13 protein-coding genes are annotated in these 16,907 nt (G+C 62.3%); 12 read left to right on the forward strand and 1 reads right to left on the reverse strand.

The window, feature by feature from the left end; all coding sequences use genetic code 11:
- Positions 1-28 precede the first annotated feature (28 nt).
- The 3 genes from ACS5RD_RS04835 to ACS5RD_RS04845 are packed head-to-tail and all read left to right on the forward strand — an operon-like array spanning position 29 to position 6,617.
- On the forward strand, positions 29-3,331 hold the full coding sequence (locus ACS5RD_RS04835; protein ID WP_489930238.1) for a transglutaminase family protein: 3,303 nt from the start codon (positions 29-31) through the stop codon (positions 3,329-3,331).
- On the forward strand, positions 3,331-5,727 hold the full coding sequence (locus ACS5RD_RS04840) for a circularly permuted type 2 ATP-grasp protein (RefSeq protein WP_489930239.1): 2,397 nt from the start codon (positions 3,331-3,333) through the stop codon (positions 5,725-5,727). Before ACS5RD_RS04835 ends, ACS5RD_RS04840 begins: the two co-directional genes overlap by 1 nt.
- A gap of 11 nt (positions 5,728-5,738) precedes the next feature.
- The gene (locus tag ACS5RD_RS04845) at positions 5,739-6,617 is read left to right on the forward strand and encodes a transglutaminase family protein (protein WP_489930240.1); all 879 of its coding nucleotides are present in this window, start codon (positions 5,739-5,741) and stop codon (positions 6,615-6,617) included.
- Positions 6,618-6,624: 7 nt separating this feature from the next.
- Here the strand turns inward: ACS5RD_RS04845 and ACS5RD_RS04850 are convergent, their stop codons facing one another.
- Positions 6,625-7,302 (reverse strand): GntR family transcriptional regulator, encoded by a 678-nt coding sequence (locus tag ACS5RD_RS04850; RefSeq protein WP_054005564.1) that lies wholly within the window; start codon positions 7,300-7,302, stop codon positions 6,625-6,627.
- 136 nt (positions 7,303-7,438) lie between these two features.
- On the opposite strand from ACS5RD_RS04850, the gene ACS5RD_RS04855 reads away from it, so the two are divergent.
- The 9 genes from ACS5RD_RS04855 to ACS5RD_RS04895 all read left to right on the forward strand — a co-directional run bounded on the left by ACS5RD_RS04855 (position 7,439) and on the right by ACS5RD_RS04895 (position 16,904).
- Positions 7,439-8,560: a cupin domain-containing protein gene (locus ACS5RD_RS04855; RefSeq protein ID WP_489930241.1), complete on the forward strand. Its 1,122-nt coding sequence runs from the start codon at positions 7,439-7,441 to the stop codon at positions 8,558-8,560.
- Between the two features lie 9 nt (positions 8,561-8,569).
- Entirely contained in the window at positions 8,570-9,490 is a 921-nt protein-coding gene (locus tag ACS5RD_RS04860; protein ID WP_489930242.1) for a fumarylacetoacetate hydrolase family protein, read from the forward strand.
- An 82-nt stretch (positions 9,491-9,572) separates the two neighbouring features.
- Positions 9,573-10,496: a carbon-nitrogen hydrolase family protein gene (locus tag ACS5RD_RS04865; RefSeq protein WP_489930243.1), complete on the forward strand. Its 924-nt coding sequence runs from the start codon at positions 9,573-9,575 to the stop codon at positions 10,494-10,496.
- The gene (locus ACS5RD_RS04870) at positions 10,496-11,131 is read left to right on the forward strand and encodes a flavin reductase family protein (RefSeq protein WP_489930244.1); all 636 of its coding nucleotides are present in this window, start codon (positions 10,496-10,498) and stop codon (positions 11,129-11,131) included. The genes ACS5RD_RS04865 and ACS5RD_RS04870 overlap by 1 nt, the downstream gene beginning before the upstream one ends.
- A gap of 117 nt (positions 11,132-11,248) precedes the next feature.
- Positions 11,249-12,301 (forward strand): 2,5-dihydroxypyridine 5,6-dioxygenase NicX family protein, encoded by a 1,053-nt coding sequence (locus ACS5RD_RS04875; protein ID WP_489930245.1) that lies wholly within the window; start codon positions 11,249-11,251, stop codon positions 12,299-12,301.
- Between the two features lie 17 nt (positions 12,302-12,318).
- Complete coding sequence (locus ACS5RD_RS04880; protein WP_489930246.1) at positions 12,319-13,626, forward strand: acyl-CoA dehydrogenase family protein; 1,308 nt, start codon at positions 12,319-12,321, stop codon at positions 13,624-13,626.
- Position 13,627: 1 nt separating this feature from the next.
- Positions 13,628-14,908 (forward strand): alpha/beta fold hydrolase, encoded by a 1,281-nt coding sequence (locus ACS5RD_RS04885; protein WP_489930247.1) that lies wholly within the window; start codon positions 13,628-13,630, stop codon positions 14,906-14,908.
- On the forward strand, positions 14,905-15,564 hold the full coding sequence (locus ACS5RD_RS04890; RefSeq protein ID WP_489930248.1) for a TetR/AcrR family transcriptional regulator: 660 nt from the start codon (positions 14,905-14,907) through the stop codon (positions 15,562-15,564). Before ACS5RD_RS04885 ends, ACS5RD_RS04890 begins: the two co-directional genes overlap by 4 nt.
- On the forward strand, positions 15,561-16,904 hold the full coding sequence (locus ACS5RD_RS04895; RefSeq protein WP_489930249.1) for a glutamine synthetase family protein: 1,344 nt from the start codon (positions 15,561-15,563) through the stop codon (positions 16,902-16,904). Before ACS5RD_RS04890 ends, ACS5RD_RS04895 begins: the two co-directional genes overlap by 4 nt.
- The last annotated feature ends 3 nt before the right edge of the window (positions 16,905-16,907 follow it).

Genomic DNA, 16,907 nt, shown 5'->3' on the forward strand with positions numbered 1-16,907 from the left:
AACCTACCCATCCCTGAAAGAAAATATCATGTCCATCCTCGCCAGCATCTACCATCTGACCCATTACAAATACGACCGCCCGGTCAGGCTCGGCCCGCAGATCATCCGCCTGCGCCCCGCGCCGCACAGCCGCACGCGGGTGGTTTCGCATGCGCTGAAGGTGACGCCTGCAAACCATTTCGTGAACTATCAGCAGGATTTGTATGGCAACTGGCTGGCCCGGTATGTGTTTCCAGATCCGGTGACGGAACTGAAAATCGAGGTCGATCTGACCGCTGATATGACAGTCTACAACCCGTTCGATTTCTTTGTTGAGGCGAGTGCTGAAACTTGGCCCTTCGAATACCCCGCCGAGATCGCCGAAGATCTGGTGATCTACCGCAGCTGTGACGCTCCCGGCCCGTTGTTGCAGGCGTTCCTTGATCGTGTGCCGCGCGATCCCCTGCGCACCATCGACTTCATCGTGCGCCTCAACGCGCAGCTTGCGCAGGAAATCGGCTATGTCATCCGCATGGAACCAGGGGTGCAGACTCCCGAGGAAACCTTGGGGCTGGCGTTGGGATCGTGCCGCGATACTTCGTGGCTGCTGGTGCAGTCCTTGCGCCATCTGGGCTTTGCTGCGCGGTTTGTGTCGGGCTATCTGATCCAGTTGAAACCCGACCTGACGGCTGTGGATGGCCCGCAAGGCACCGACAAAGACTTCACCGACCTGCACGCGTGGTCCGAGGTTTACCTTCCCGGCGCAGGCTGGATCGGGCTTGACCCCACTTCGGGCCTGCTGACCGGCGAAAGCCATATCCCGCTGTCCGCGACGCCGCATTACTCCAATGCGGCGCCGATCTCGGGCATGGCGAGCTACGCCGAGGTTGATTTTGACTTTGACATGACGGTGACGCGCACCGCTGAGCATCCACGCATCACCATGCCGTTTTCCGAAGCGGCTTGGGATGATCTCAACGCTCTGGGCCACAAGGTCGATGCGGCTTTGGCCGCAGGCGATGTCCGCCTCACCATGGGCGGCGAGCCGACGTTTGTCTCCATCGACGACTTTGAAGCGGGCGAGTGGAACACCGATGCCGTCGGCCCCACCAAACGGGTGTTTGCAGACGCGCTGATCCGCCGCCTGCAAGCCAAATTCGCGCCCGGAGGATTCCTGCATTACGGTCAAGGCAAATGGTATCCCGGGGAGACCCTGCCGCGCTGGACGTTCAGCCTCTACTGGCGCCGCGATGGCAAGCCGATCTGGCACAACCCCGACCTGATCGCGCATGAGGTGTCCGAAGGGGCCACGCCGGAGCAGGCCAGCACCCTACTGCAAAACATCGCGGAAACCCTTGGTTTGCCTACGGAAAACGTAACGCCCGCCTTTGAAGACCCCGCCGAATGGATCGTTAAGGAAGGTAATCTGCCGGAAAACGTGACGCCAGAGAACTCGCATCTGAAAGACCCCGAAGAACGCAACCGCATCGCGCGGGTGTTTTCGCGTGGCCTGACCGAGCCTTCGGGCTTCGTCCTCCCGGTGCAGCGCTGGCAGTCCCGCGCCGCGCAAACTTGGGTGTCCGAGAAATGGGCGCTGCGGCGCGGCCATCTGTTCCTCGTGCCGGGCGACAGCCCCGTCGGCTACCGCCTGCCGCTGGGCTCGCTGCCCTATGTCAAACCCGCCGACTACCCGCATATCCACCCTTCCGACCCATTCGATACCCGTGGCCCGCTGCCTGAATACACTACCGAGCCCGCGCAAGCCGTGGCCAGCTTTACCGCGTCGGAAGCCACCCAAGACCGCCGCGAGCAGGTGATTTCCGATCTTGCAGGCTCGGTCCGCACCGCGATTTCGGTAGAGCCGCGCGACGGTCGGCTCTGCGTGTTCATGCCCCCGGTGGAGAAGGTCGAAGACTATCTGGAACTCGTCGCCGCCGCTGAAGCCGCCGCCAAGAAGCTTGGGCTTCCAGTGCATATCGAAGGCTACGGCCCGCCCAATGATTCGCGCCTGAACGTAATCCGCGTCGCCCCCGATCCGGGCGTGATCGAGGTGAACATCCACCCATCGCACAACTGGGCCGAAACCGTCGCCACCACCGAAGCGGTTTATGAAGAAGCCCGCCAACTGCGGCTTGGTGCTGACAAGTTCATGATCGACGGCAAGCATACCGGCACCGGCGGCGGCAACCATGTCGTTGTCGGCGGCGTCACCCCCGCTGACAGCCCGTTCCTGCGCCGCCCCGATCTGCTGGCCAGCCTGATCCTTCATTGGCAGCGCCATCCGTCGCTGTCCTACATGTTCTCGGGCCTGTTCATCGGCCCCACCTCTCAGGCTCCTCGCATTGACGAAGCGCGGATGGATGCCCTCTATGAACTCGAAATCGCGCTGGCCCAAATCCCGACGCCGGGGCAGGGGGCAACCCCGCCGCCGTGGTTGGTCGACCGTCTGCTGCGCAACCTGCTGGTCGATGTCACCGGAAACACCCACCGCGCCGAGATCTGCATCGACAAACTTTACTCGCCCGATGGCCCCACCGGGCGGCTGGGCTTGGTCGAATTCCGCGGCTTTGAGATGCCGCCAAACCCCCGGATGAGCCTTGCGCAACAACTGCTGATCCGCGCCCTGATCGCCCGGATGTGGGCCAGCCCGATCAAAGGCAACCTCACCCGCTGGGGCACCAATCTGGCCGACCGCTTCATGCTGCCGCATTTCGTCTGGGCCGATTTCCTCGATGTGCTGGCCGACCTGCGCCAGCATGGCTTTGATTTCAACCCTGACTGGTTCAAGGCCCAAGCCGAATTCCGCTTCCCGTTCTGCGGTGAAGCGACCTTCGAGGGCGTCACCTTGGAAATCCGCCAAGCCTTGGAGCCTTGGCATGTCATGGGCGAAACCGGGGCCATCGGTGGCACCGTGCGCTATACCGACAGTTCCGTGGAACGCCTGCAAGCCAAGCTGACAGGCGGCGATCCGGGCCGCTATACCGTCACCTGCAATCAGCGCCAAATGCCGATGCAGACGGTCGGCGCAGGCGTTTCGGTGGCCGCCGTCCGCTTCAAAGCATGGCAACCGCCCTTGGCCCTGCACCCGGTCCTGCCCGTCAACGTGCCGCTGACCTTCGATGTCTATGACACTTGGACAGGCCGCGCTTTGGGGGGCTGCACCTATCATGTCGCCCATCCCGGCGGGCGCAATTATGATACGTTCCCGGTGAACAGTAACGAGGCCGAAGCGCGCAGGCTTGCTCGGTTCGAGCCACATGGTCATACTGGTGGCCTCTATGAACCCGTCTCCGAAACCCCGCATCCCGAGTTCCCGATGACCCTCGATCTGCGCCGCGCTCCAAGGCACTGATGGCACGCAAGGCCAAAGCAAAGCCGGTCGATACCCAGCTTTTCGCCCGGTATCGCCCGCTTCCCGGCGTGCCGGACGAATTGGTGGATGCGCAAGGCGCGATGCGCCCGGTTTGGGCTGGGCTGATCGCGCATATGTCAAGCCTATCGGCGGCCGAGGTGAAAGACGCCTTCGCGCGGGGTGAGCAGCATCTGGCCGACACCGGCGTGTTCTTTCGCAAATATGGCGATAACTCCAGCGCCGGGCGGGACTGGCCGTTCTCGGCTGTGCCGATCCTGCTGCCCGAAGCCGATTGGCACAGCATCGAAGCGGGCCTGATCCAGCGCGCTGATATCATGGAACTGCTCGCCGCCGATCTTTATGGCGAGAACCGCTTGGTCGCCGAGGGTCATCTGCCCGCCAGCCTGATCGCCGAAAACCCGGAATGGCTGCGCCCGATGGTGGGAGTGAAACCCCGTTCGGGACATTTTCTGCATTTCATGGCATTTGAAATTGGCCGTGGCCCCGATGGCCGTTGGTGGGTGCTGTCGGATCGTACCGATGCACCTTCAGGCGCTGGCTTTGCGTTGGAGAACCGCGTGGCGGCTTCCCGCGTGTTCCCGGACCTCTACCGCACCACCAATGTCCACCGCCTCGCAGGTTTCTTCCGGTCGTTCCGCGACGCGTTGGAAAAGCTGCGCAGCGATCCGACCTCCCGCGTCGGCATCCTGACCCCCGGCCCTCTGACCGACACCTACTATGAACAGGCCTATATCGCCCGCTATCTTGGCATGGCGCTGCTGGAGGGCGAAGACCTCACCGTCGAAAACGGCCAACTCTACGTCCGCACCGTCGAGGGCCTCGCCCCGGTCGACGTGCTGTGGCGGCGGATGGATGGCATCTGGGCCGATCCGTTGGAACTGCGCGGCGACAGCCATCTCGGCACCCCCGGCCTGATGTCGGCGGTGCGGCAAGGCCATGTCACCATGGTCAACGCTTTGGGCGTCGGCGTGCTGGAAACCCAGGCGTTGATGGCCTTCCTGCCGAAAATCGCACAGGTGTTGACCGGACAAAAACTGCAAATCCCCAATGTGGCAACATGGTGGTGCGGTCAGGCCAAAGAACTCGCACATGTCCGCGCCCATGCCGACCGGATGCTGATCGGCCCGGCGATGGCCACCCGCATCGCTTTTGAATCCACTGCGCCCCATGCCGTTGGCGGCCAGATGCGCGGCAGTGAGGATGACGCCGATCTGCATGATTGGCTGACCGATAATGCGGGTGAACTGGTTGGCAAGGAACTGGTGACGCTCTCCACCACTCCGTTCTACGAAAATGGCACGCTGGTGCCGCGCCCAATGTCGCTGCGGGTGTTCCTCGCCCGCACCACCACAGGCTGGCAAGTAATGCCCGGCGGCTTCGCCCGCATTGGGGCTGGCACCGACACCACTGCGATTTCGATGCGCAACGGCGGCTCGGTCGCCGATGTTTGGGTGGTCAGCGACACACCCGTTGAACCCGTCACCCTACGCGCGCCACAATCCACGCCCTTCGTGCGTGCGCAACCGGGGCCTTTGCCCAGCCGCGCCGCTGATAATCTGTTCTGGCTCGGCCGCTATGTCGAGCGCACCGAAGGTTTGCTCCGCCTTGTCCGCGCCTACAATGGCCGGGTGAACGAATCCGGCAACGCCGCTCTGCTGGCCACCATCCGCGCCCGGCTGAAAACCTACGGCATCGATGCGACCGAGGCGTTCCCAGTAGGTGTGCTCAGCACCCTCAGCTCAGCCGTCTACAGCGCTGCCCAAATCCGCGACCGCTTCAGCGTCGATGGCTGGTCGGCCTTGCAGGATATCGAGAAATCCATGACCCGCATCGCCAAAACCACCGAAACCGGTGGCGATGCCGCACAGGTGATGAGCGTGATGCTGCGCAAGATCGCGGGCTTTTCCGGCCTTGTGCATGAAAACATGTACCGCGCGGCGGGCTGGCATTTTCTGTCCATCGGTCGGTCTTTGGAACGTGCCGCAATGATGACCGATCTTTTGGCGGCGGTCGCTGGTCCCACCTCGCCCCCCGGCGGCCTCGATATGGCGATTGAGGTCGGCGACAGCATCATGGTCCACCGCCAGCGCTACGCCGTGTTCACCAGCCGCGAAAGTGTGATTGATCTGCTGGGCCTTGACGAGTCCAACCCGCGCTCGGTCCGCTTCCATCTCGATGTGATCGCCAAATGCGTGGATGAGTTGTCCCACACCGGCCCGCACGGCCAGATGACCGAGTTTGAGCGCAAAGTGCGGATACTGCAAACCTCGGTGATCGTCCACACCGTGCAAACGCTGGACACGCAGGCGTTGCTGGCGGCACGCGGGCAGATTTATGATCTGTCCACCGCGCTCGGCTCCGCGTTCATGCATTAGGAGGGCGGGCGGTGATCTACGACATCAAACTGCAAATTGCCTATCAATATGCCAATCCGGCGGTGGGCGGGCGGCATGTGGTCTGCGTGATGCCGTTGGACATGCCCGGTCAGCGCGTGCAGGCCAGCCTGCTCGACATCACCCCACGCCCGGAAGAGCGCTTGGACCGCTTGGATTTCTTCGGCAACCGCATCACCGAGTTCAGCTTTCGTGGTCCGCATGACTCGGTGGCCTTCACCATGAAAGCCCGGATCGAGCGGCTGGTGATCCCCAGCCTGCCCAGCAATGCCATCGCTTTGTCCGCGATGCCCGCCGCTTTGGCCGCGCAGCGCGATCTTGGCCCGAATTCACCGCTGCATTTCCTATCGCCCTCGGTCCGTGTCCCGCGTGACCGCGCGATGACCGCCTTTGCCCATGGCGCGCTGCACCCAGATATGGATGTGGCCGAAGCCGTCGTCGCCGTAGGCAGCGCGCTGCACCGTCACATGAAGTTTGACCCCGAAGCCACCACAGTTGACACCCCAGCGACCGAGGCTTTCGCCAAGCGCCACGGCGTCTGTCAGGATTTTTCGCACATCATGATCGCCTGCCTGCGTGGCATCGGCCTGCCCGCAGGCTATGTCAGCGGCTTCCTGCGCACTCTGCCACCGCCCGGAAAACCCCGGCTGGAAGGGGCCGATGCGATGCATGCTTGGGTGCGTGCATGGTGCGGTCCTGACGCTGGCTGGATCGAGTTCGACCCCACCAACGACAAACTTGCCGGAGAAGATCACATCGTCGTCGCGCGGGGTCGCGATTACGCCGATGTCTCGCCGATCAAAGGCACGATGCGGATTTCGGGCGGCCAAAAAAGCAAACAAGCCGTCGATGTGATCCCGCTGGCGGGGTAAACCACAGCTATGCGGTTTGCGCCTGCGGTGCCGCCGCCATCTGCGCCTCGATGAACCGCGCGGTGCGCAGATAATGTTCGGCCAGCAGATCGCAGGCCAAATCGGCATCCCGCGCCAGTGTCGCCTGCGACAAAGCCGCGTGTTCGGCCTGAATATCGCGATGATGTTCAACATTGCGCTGTTGCAGCATCGGATAACGATAGCGCTCGGCCTCAACATACAGCCGCTGGAAAAACTCCAGCAGCCAGCTTGAGCCACAGCCCGCAATCAGTGCCAGATGAAAGCCGCGATGGCGATCTTCCAGCAGCTTTTGCTCATCCGCATTCGCCTCCACCGCCCGCGCCGATTGCAGCATCAAGCCATGCAGGGCGCTGACAATCCCGGCCTCCCAATCATCGTCGCCCAGTTCGATGGAAAGCCGCAGCGCGCGCTGTTCGATCAGCACACGGGTGTTGATGGTATCCCACATTTCCGCCATCGACAGCGGCGCCACCGAAAACCCCCGTAAGGCGATCGAGGTCACCAGCCGCTCGGCCTGCAAGCGGTTCAACGCCTCACGCAGCGGCGAGAATCCCATGCCATAGCGCTCAGACAGCTGCGCCATCCGCAACGGTTTGCCCGGAGCCAGCACCCCCCGCACAATGTCTCGCCGCAACGCATCGTAGGCGGTTTCTGCCAAAGTCATCCGGGGCCTCTTTCTGCTGCGCCCAGTATGGCGCAGGGTGGATCAGATGGCAATTTCATTATTTTCGAAAATATGACTTGCTTGCGAAAATAATTCTGGCATTTTAGACGAACAAAGTCGACATTAGGGGGCAGGGATGAGCAATCAGCGCGAAAATCACCGCGAGGACGTGGCCGGTCGCGCCAATGTCGAAGACACGCCCGAACTGTTGGCCTATTACGAGCAGCTCGAAAAATTTAGCACCGGTGCTTTGTGGACGGTGGCCAATAAGATCGAACCGTGGCAACCGAAAAGCCAATCGGTCCCGGTAGTTTGGCGCTACCGTGATCTGCGCGAGCAAGTCCTGCGCTCGGTGCAGCTAGTGACGCCCGAAAAAGCTGGGCGGCGGGTGATCTATCTTAACAACCCCGGTCGCACCGATGTTGCCGCAGCGGTCGGCTGGATTTACGCAGGTCTGCAAGTGATGAACCCCGGCGAAGTCGCCTCGGCGCATCGTCACTCCGCCAGCGCCATTCGTTTCATCATGGAAGGCAGTGGCGCATACACCGTGGTCGATGGCCATAAGATGACTCTGGGCGCGAATGATTTTGTGTTGACCCCCAACGGCACTTGGCACGAACACGGTGTTGCCGCCGAGGGCACCCCCTGCATCTGGCAAGACGGCCTCGACATCCCCTTCGTCAACGCGATGGAGGCGAATTTCTACGAGGTGCATCCAGACCTTGGCCAAGCCGTCGGCTATCCGGTGGATGATATGACGAAAACTTGGGGCAACGCGGGTCTGACCCCCGGCGGTGGCGCTTGGAGCAAAGGCTACAGCCCGATGTTCAAATACGAATGGGCCCCGACCTATGACGCACTGGTGAAATACGCCAGCACCACCGACGGCTCGCCCTTTGATGGCGTGCTGATGGAGTATGTCAACCCTGCCACCAACGGCCCGGTGATGCAAACCCTTGGCGCGTCCATGCAACTGCTGCGCGCGGGCGAACACACCAAAGCCCACCGCCACACTGGCAGCTACCTCTATCATGTCGCCAAAGGCAAAGGCCATTCCATCATCAACGGCCAGCGCTATGACTGGCAGGAACGCGATATTTTCTGTGTGCCGTCATGGGCTTGGCATGAACATGTCAACGATCAACCGGGCGAGGATGCCTGCCTGTTCTGCCTGTCGGACCTTCCGGTGATGCGGGCCTTGGGCCTCTACCGCGAAGAAGCCTTTGGCGACACCAACGGCCATCAGCCGCTTCTGTAAGGACAAGATATGAAACTGGTAACTTACCGCGCCTCGGTCGAGGCCGCAGCAAAGTTAGGCGTTATGGACGGCGATCTGGTCGTCGATGTGGCCCGCCTGGGCGCGATGATGGGCGAAGATCTGCCCGATTCCATGCTGGCCCTGATCGACGCAGGCCGCCCCGGTCTGGCCACGCTGAAAGCCTGCCTTGAGGGCGCCGAGGGCGATTATACCACCGGCGTTGCCACCGATCTGGCCAATGTCACCCTGCTCGCCCCGATCCCGCGCCCGCGCAAGAACATCTTCGGCATCGGCCTGAACTATGTCGAACATGTCGCCGAAAGTGCTGCGTCCCTAGACACCTCGAAAGACCTGCCAAAACAGCCGGTGATCTTCTCGAAACCCCCCACAACGATCATCGGCCCCGGCGATGCCATCGAACACAACGCCAAAATCACCCAGCAACTCGATTGGGAAGTCGAACTGGCCGTGATCATCGGCACCACCGCCCGCCGTGTCACCCGCGAAAACGCGCTGAATCACGTCTTCGGCTATTCGGTGATGATCGACATCTCGGCCCGCGACAACCGCCGCGCCGGGCAATGGATTTTCTCCAAGGGCCAAGACACCTACGCCCCCTTCGGCCCTTGCATCATCACCGCCGATGATATCCCCGACCCGCAAACGCTGGACCTCTGGCTCACGGTTAATGGCGTCGAAAAGCAGCGCTCCAACACTCGCCACATGCTGTTCAAGGTCGATACGCTGATTGCCGACATTTCCGCTGGCATCACGCTGGAACCGGGCGACATCATCGCCTCGGGCACCCCGGAGGGCGTCGGCGCGGGGCGGACCCCGCAAGAATGGCTCTGGCCCGGTGATGTGGTTGTGGCGACGGTTGAAGGCATTGGCACCATCCGGCACCCAGTCGTCAACGCCACCCCAGACTAACCTTTACGTCATCCTCTGTGCTCAAATATCCCGGGGGTCCGGGGGCTGGCCCCCGGCGGTCTGCCACAAAAGGAACGCCTAAATGACTTTCACCGTCGCCGTCGCCCAAATCGCCTCGCTGCCCAACGACCCGCTCGCCACCGCTGAAAAAGCCGCCGCCGCCCTGCGCGAAGCCGCCGCCAAGGGCGCGAAACTGGTGGTGTTCCCCGAGGCGCTATTAGGTGGCTACCCGAAAGGTGCCAGCTTCGGTGCCCCGATAGGGATGCGCAAACCCGAAGGTCGCGCCGCCTTCGCGCGCTACCACGCCGCCGCCATCGACCTTGACGGCCCCGAAATCGCCCTGCTGGCCGAGGCCACCGCCGAAACCAACACCTTCGCCGTCATCGGCGCCATCGAGCGCGACGGGGCCACACTCTACTGCACCGCGCTCTATTTCGATGGCGCGAAAGGCCTTGTCGGCAAGCACCGCAAACTGATGCCCACCGCCGCCGAGCGGCTGATCTGGGGCTTTGGCGATGGCTCGACCCTGCCGACCTTCAAGACCGACTTAGGCACCATTGGCGCGGTGATCTGCTGGGAAAACTACATGCCCGCACTCAGGATGCACATGTATCATCAAGGTGTTAGCCTCTACTGCGCCCCCACCGCCGATGACCGTGACACTTGGCTGCCCACCATGCAGCATATCGCGATGGAGGGCCGGACCTTTGTGCTGACCGCCTGCCAGCACATCACCCGCGCCGCTTACGGCCCCGAGCATGAAAGTGCGCTGGGCGATGCCCCCGATACGGTGATGATGCGCGGCGGCTCTGCCATCATCGGCCCCTTGGGCAAGGTGCTGGCTGGTCCGGATTTCAGCGGCGAAACCATTCTCTACGCCGAAATCGACCCCACGGAAGTGATGCGCGCCAAATATGATTTCGACGTGACAGGCCATTACGCCCGCCCCGATGTGTTTGAACTCGCCGTCGATACCCGTGCCAAACGCGCCGTGAAAGAAATCTGATGCGTTGGGATCTGGATAAGGTTGCCGAACCCATCGCCTACAAACTGCTCGCCGCCACGGTTATGCCGCGCCCGATTGCTTGGGTGGTCACGCAGAACAAGCAGGGCAACCTGAACGCCGCCCCCTACAGCTTTTTCAACGTCATGGGCTCCGCCCCGCCGACCATCGTTCTGGGCCTGATGGCCGACCCGGCGCGCGGCTTCAAGGATACGGCGGCGAATATCCTCGCCACCGGCGAGTTTGTGGTCAATCTGGTGCCCGAAGCCTTGGTGCAACAGATGAACACCACCTCGGTTGATGCACCAACCGGGGTGAATGAACTCGACCTCGCAGGCCTTGCGACCGAAGCTTCCGTGCATATCCGCCCACCGCGTATCAGTGCCAGCCCGGTGGCGTTTGAATGTCGGATGCTGTCCTCGGTCGTCACTGGCCCGCATCAAACCATCGTCATTGGCCGCGTGCTCGCCGTGCATATCGACGACCGTTTCATCCTGAACGCGGAACGCGCCCATATCGACACCCCCGCGCTGAACCTTGTCGCGCGCAGCTATGGCTCGACCTACGTTCGCAGCCACGACACCTTCGAACTCGATCGCCCGAAATGGGCGGCATGGTCTGCGCTTAATCAGAAATAATCGTCGTTTCGCAGGATTTTCGAAAATTCTGTTGACACAAAGATGAGTCTGATAATTACTAAACCGATCAGTAAAAATATTTCGACTCAGAACCACGGATCAGGGGGGAACACCGCGATGATGCAAGAACGGATCGAGGGCAAATGGCTGGCTGCTTTCCGCCGTGTTTTGGCGCTGAATGGCATCGGCAAGGGCACCCCCATCGCCATTCTCGCGGAAACCCAATCGCGCCCGGTGCTGGTGCATCTGTGCGAACTCGCCGCCTATGATCTGGGGGCCGAGTTTTGCATGATCACTATGCCAACACCTGCGCTTAACGCGCCGGTACCGGTCAAATCCACCGGCACAAGCTGGGCGATTCAGCAAAACCGCGCGGTGATCGAGGCGCTGAAACTGGTCGAGGTTATCGTCGATTGCACGGTCGAAGGCTTGATCCACGCCCCCGAATGGCCCGAGATCGAAGCCGCAGGCCGCACCCGCCTGCTGGTGATCACCAACGAACACCCAGAAATTCTGGAACGCACCGAACCACGCGCCGAACACGGCCCCACGGTGCAACTCGGCACCCAGATGCTGCGCGAAGCGTCAGAGATGCGCGTGACCTCCGCCGCTGGCACCGATTTGACCATTGATCTGCGCGGCGCGCCCTGTGGCGGCACGGCGGGTTTCGGCACCAAACCGGGCGATGTGGCGCATTGGCCGGGCGGCCTCTGCCTCGCCTTCCCCGGCAAGAACGCGGTGAATGGCCGTATCGTGATGGACGTGGGCGATATGAACCTGACGTTCAAAACCTACCTCACCAGCCGCATCGACTGCACGGTTGAGAATGATTTTGTCACTGAAATCAAAGGTGACGGCATCGACGCGTTGCACTTCCGCGAATACATGGCCGCTTGGGACGACCCGAACGCCTATGGCCTCAGCCATGTCGGCTGGGGCATGAATCCGCACGCGCATTGGATCAGTGCCGCGATGTACGACAAGCGCGACATGCAGGCCGTCGAGTTCCGCGCCCTCGCTGGCAGCTTCCTGTGGTCCACCGGCGCCAACCAATACGCAGGCCGCTACACGCTTGGCCATTTCGACCTGCCGATGCGCAACTGCACCATCGCCCTTGACGGCCACATCGTCGTCAAAGCGGGCGTCCTTCAAGGCGAACTGGCGCTTTAAGCGCAACGGAGAACACCATGAGCACGATTGCCGATTACTACGACCTCACCCGCATCCGCCCCGAAGTCCAAGCGGTGCTGAACCGCCTCAACGAACTCGGTCCAACCTTCGCCGCCCGCGCCAAGGGCATCGACGTGGACGCCAGCTTCCCGGTGGAGAACTACAAAGACCTCGCCGCCGAAGGCTTCCTGACCCTCACCGTTCCCACCGAATTTGGCGGCCATGGTTTCTCCTTAGGCGAATACGCCATGTGCGGGGCCGAGATCGGCAAATACTGCGGGGCGACCGCGCTGACCTTCAACATGCACAACTCGTCGATGATGTGGTCGCGCTTCATGTTTGAACTGCCCAACCTCACCGACGCCGACCGCGCCGCCTTCGCCCCCTTGCGCGAACGCCAATTCCGCCGCGCGGTGAAAGAGCAAGGCATCTACTCGCAACCGATTTCCGAAGCGGGGCAAAACTGGACCAGCAAACCCGCCCAAACCAACTGCCGCAAGGTCGATGGCGGCTGGCTGATCAACGGCTTCAAGAAATTCGCCAGCCTCGCAGGCTATTGCGACTACTACTCCATCGTCTGCACCGAGCATTTCGACGGCATCGAGCCGCGCCACGAAGACACCATGATTTTCGTGGTTCCGAAAGAGGCCAAGGGCCTGACCGTGCAAGGCACATGGGATCCGCTGGGGATGCGCGGCACCAACTCCCGCGATCTGGTGCTGAAGGACGTGTTTGTGACCGAAGACGATCTGATGATGCCGCGCGGGCTGTTCATCAAGACCCTGCCGCATTGGCCACATATGATGGCCACGCTTAGCCCAACCTACATGGGCCTCGCGCAAGGCGCCTACGACTTCACCGTCGCCTATCTGCGCGGCGAGGTTGAAGGCCAGCCCGCCGCGGATCGCCGCATGTTCGGCACCAAACGCATCGCTGTGGGCAAGATGTATGCCCGTCTGGCGAATATGCGCGCCCTGTGGTGGCAGGCGTTTATGGAGGCGCAAGGTATGCCTTCCAAGGCGCAAGTGCTGCGGATGTATGCCGCCCAATACAACGTCATGGAAGGCGTGCAGGAAATCGCCGCCCTTGCGATCCGCACCTGCGGCGGTCAGTCGATGCTAAAGTCGATGCCCTTGGAGCGCATGTATCGCGACAGCCGGTGCGGCGCGTTGATGCTGCCCTACACCTCTGAAATCATGGAGGATTATCTGTCTGTCCTTACCCTCTATGACACCAATGAGCTCGACAAAGCCCCCGGCGACGAAGGCGGCGCACGTTCCTCGCTCTGGCGCGGCGACAGCGGCACGCTGAAAGGTCTGCGCTGACATGACCCGCGAAACCGTCCACGTCATGGGCCGCACCAGCGCCATGCCCGACGCCATCTGGGCCATAGCGCGCGACTTCTGCGGCGCATGGCACCCCGGCCTCGCCACCATCACGCCTGAGCGCAGCGAGAGCGGTGCCGAAATCCGCCGCTTCACCGCCCACGGCGAAGACACCGTCTACCGTGAGCAACTGATCTACCGCTCCGACAGCGACCGCAGCCTCGCCTACACCCACCTCGAAGGCATCCGCGGTGCCGACCGCTACACCGCCCGCCTGACGATTTCCCCGGTCGTCGGCGGCTCTGTGATCAACTGGAGCGCGGAAATCGTGGCCCCTCCGACCCGCGCCACCGAAATCGCCAACGGCACCAAGCCGATCTTCGAGGCTGGCATTGACGCGCTCTCTGCAGCCCTCGCCACGCCCGCCGAACCAGAGCCAACCCTGCCCGATGCCCCCCTGCAAACCCGCATCCTGCCCGGCACCCCGCAACTCGCCCTGACACACACGCCACCTAAACCCGGCCCCCTAATTCTATTCCTGCACGGCATCGGCGGCGCACGCAGCAACTGGCACGCGCAACTGCACGCTGCAGGCAACTTCGCCCAAGCCGCCGCCCTTGATCTGCGCGGCTATGGCGACAGCACACTCGGCTTTCGCCAATCCACAATCGACGATTACTGCGAAGACATCCTGCGCGTCATGGCGGCTTTCGACGCCCAAAAGGTCATCCTCTGTGGCCTGTCCTACGGCTCGTGGATCGCCACCAGCTTCGCCATGCGCCACCCCGAAAAACTCGCGGGCCTGATCCTGTCAGGTGGCTGCACGGGTATGTCAGAGGCCGGCCCCGAAGAGCGTGAAGCCTTCCGCGTCAGCCGCGAAGTCCCGCTCGACGCAGGCCAAACCCCCAAAGATTTCGCCCCCGCCGTGGTCGGCGTCATCGCAGGCCCCAACGCCAGCGATCAAATCCGCGCCGACCTCCTCGCATCCATGTCCGCCATCCCCGCCGCCACCTACCGCGACGCCCTGCGCTGCTTCACCAACCCTTTGGAGCGTTTCGATTTCGCCAAACTCACCATGCCCGTGCTGCTGATGACAGGCGAACACGATCGCCTCGCTCCGCCTGCCGAAATCCGCGCCGTCGCAGGCCGCATCACCGACGCCGCCCCGCGCCCCGACGTGCGGTTCGAGGTGATCGCCGACGCAGGCCATGTCTGCAATGTCGCCCAACCCGCCGCCTACAACCGCCCGCTGCTGCAATTCCTCCGCAAGGTGATCGCATGACAGCCATCCCGCAACGCGAACTCAACCGGCTCGCCAAACAACGCCGCATCCTTGACGCCGCTTTGTCGGTCTTTGCCGCCGAGGGCTATTCTGGCACCTCGATGGATGCCATCGCCCTCAAAGCTGCCGTCTCAAAACCCACGCTTTATCAATACTTTGGCACCAAAGAACAGCTGTTCACCGAGATCATGCTCGCCGAGCGCAACACCATGCTTTTGGCCTTCGACCACCCCGGCACCGATATGGTGGCGGAACTCCACAGCTTTGCATGGCACTACGCCGACACCGTGATGCGCCCCGAATTCCTCTCGCTCGCCCGCCTGATCATCGGTGAGGCGCAGCGCTTCCCCGAGATCGGTCGCGCCTACCAAGCCGCTGGCCCCGATCGCGTTCTGGCTGGCATGATCACCTACCTGACCCGCCAGCGCGACGCAGGCAAACTAACCTTCGACGATGCCGAACTCGCCGCCGAAGACCTCTGGGGCCTGATCCTGTCCGCCCCGCGTAACCAAGCCCTGCACCTGCCCGACCGCATCCCGACAAAGCCCGAACTCGCCCGCTACATCAACAACGGGTTGCGGGTTTTCCTGAAAGCCTATGCCACCGACCCGGCCCGCGACTTGGCCCAACTTCAAACCATCACGGGGACAAAATGAGCCTGCAAGCCTTCCTTGACGATGAAAACAGCCGCTTCGCCACCGTCGCCCTTGTCGATACCAACGGTCTGTTGCGCGGACAAATGGTCTCCACCCGCAGCCTGAAGGGGATCCTGAAATCCGGCATGGGCATGGCCCCGGCGCAGCTGGCGCTGGACCCCACCGATCAGATGTTAGAGATGCCCGGCGTCACCGATGGCACCTCGGATTTCCACGATGACCCGCTGATTGTCGATCCCACCTCGGCCCGCCGCATCCCTTGGGCGCGCCCTGGCCATGACCTGCTTCTGCTGACGCAATACTCGGGCGACACCGCAGCACTCTGCCCGCGCTCGATCCTGAAATCGGTGCTCGACCGCGCCGCAGCTGCAGGCTTCACCCCGAAATACGGCATGGAACTGGAATACACCCTGTTCGATGAGACCGCCGAATCCGCCCGCGACAAAGGCTATCGCAACCTGAAAACCGCCACGATGCACGCCAGCCATGATCTGATCCTGTATCAAACCGTCCAACAAGAATGGTATGAGGCGGTCTCGGACATGTGCGGCCCCCTCCGCATCGACCTCGCCAAAATGCACGAAGAAATCGGTGGCGGCTTCATGGAAGCCTGCATTGGCGCAGGCGAAGGGCTGGAACCCGCCGATCAACTGGTGCTCTTGAAAAACTTCATCCGCGCCCTCGCCATGCGGCAAGGCCGCTGCGTCACCTTCATGCCGCGCTGGACAGAAGACGCCGACAGCCAGTCGATCCACGTCCATATCTCGCTGAAAGACCGTGCGGGCAAACCCTTGTTCCACCAAGACGGCGAAAAGAACGGCATCTCCCAAACCTTCCGCCATTTCATCGGCGGCTTGCAGCGCTACATCGGCGACATGACCCTGATCTGCCAGCCCACCGTCAACTCCTACCGCCGCTTCGCCCCCGGCACTTTCGCGCCCCCCGGGCTGACCTGGGGTTATGAGAACCGCACCACCTGCTTCCGCGTCGTCGGCCATGACGCCGGAAGCCTGCGCGTCGAAAACCGCCTGCCCGGAGCCGATACCAACCCCTATCTTACCGCCGCCGCCACCATCGCCGCAGGGGTTGCAGGCATCATCGAGCAGATCGAGCCCGAACCCGAGGTCATCGGCAACGGCCACACCCTGACCGGCGAGCGCCCCGATTTCGCCCGCTCGATGCCCGAGGCCATCACCCGCCTGCGCGACTCGGCCTTCGCCAAAGACTGGCTCGGCCCCCGCTTTGTCGAGGCATTCTCTGCCACCCGCCAAAGCCAATACGACCAATTCCGCAAGAAAGTCCCCGATGTCGAACTGCAACGCTTCTTTGATCTGGGGTAATTC

The organism is Cypionkella sp. PAMC25878, assembly GCF_058135695.1.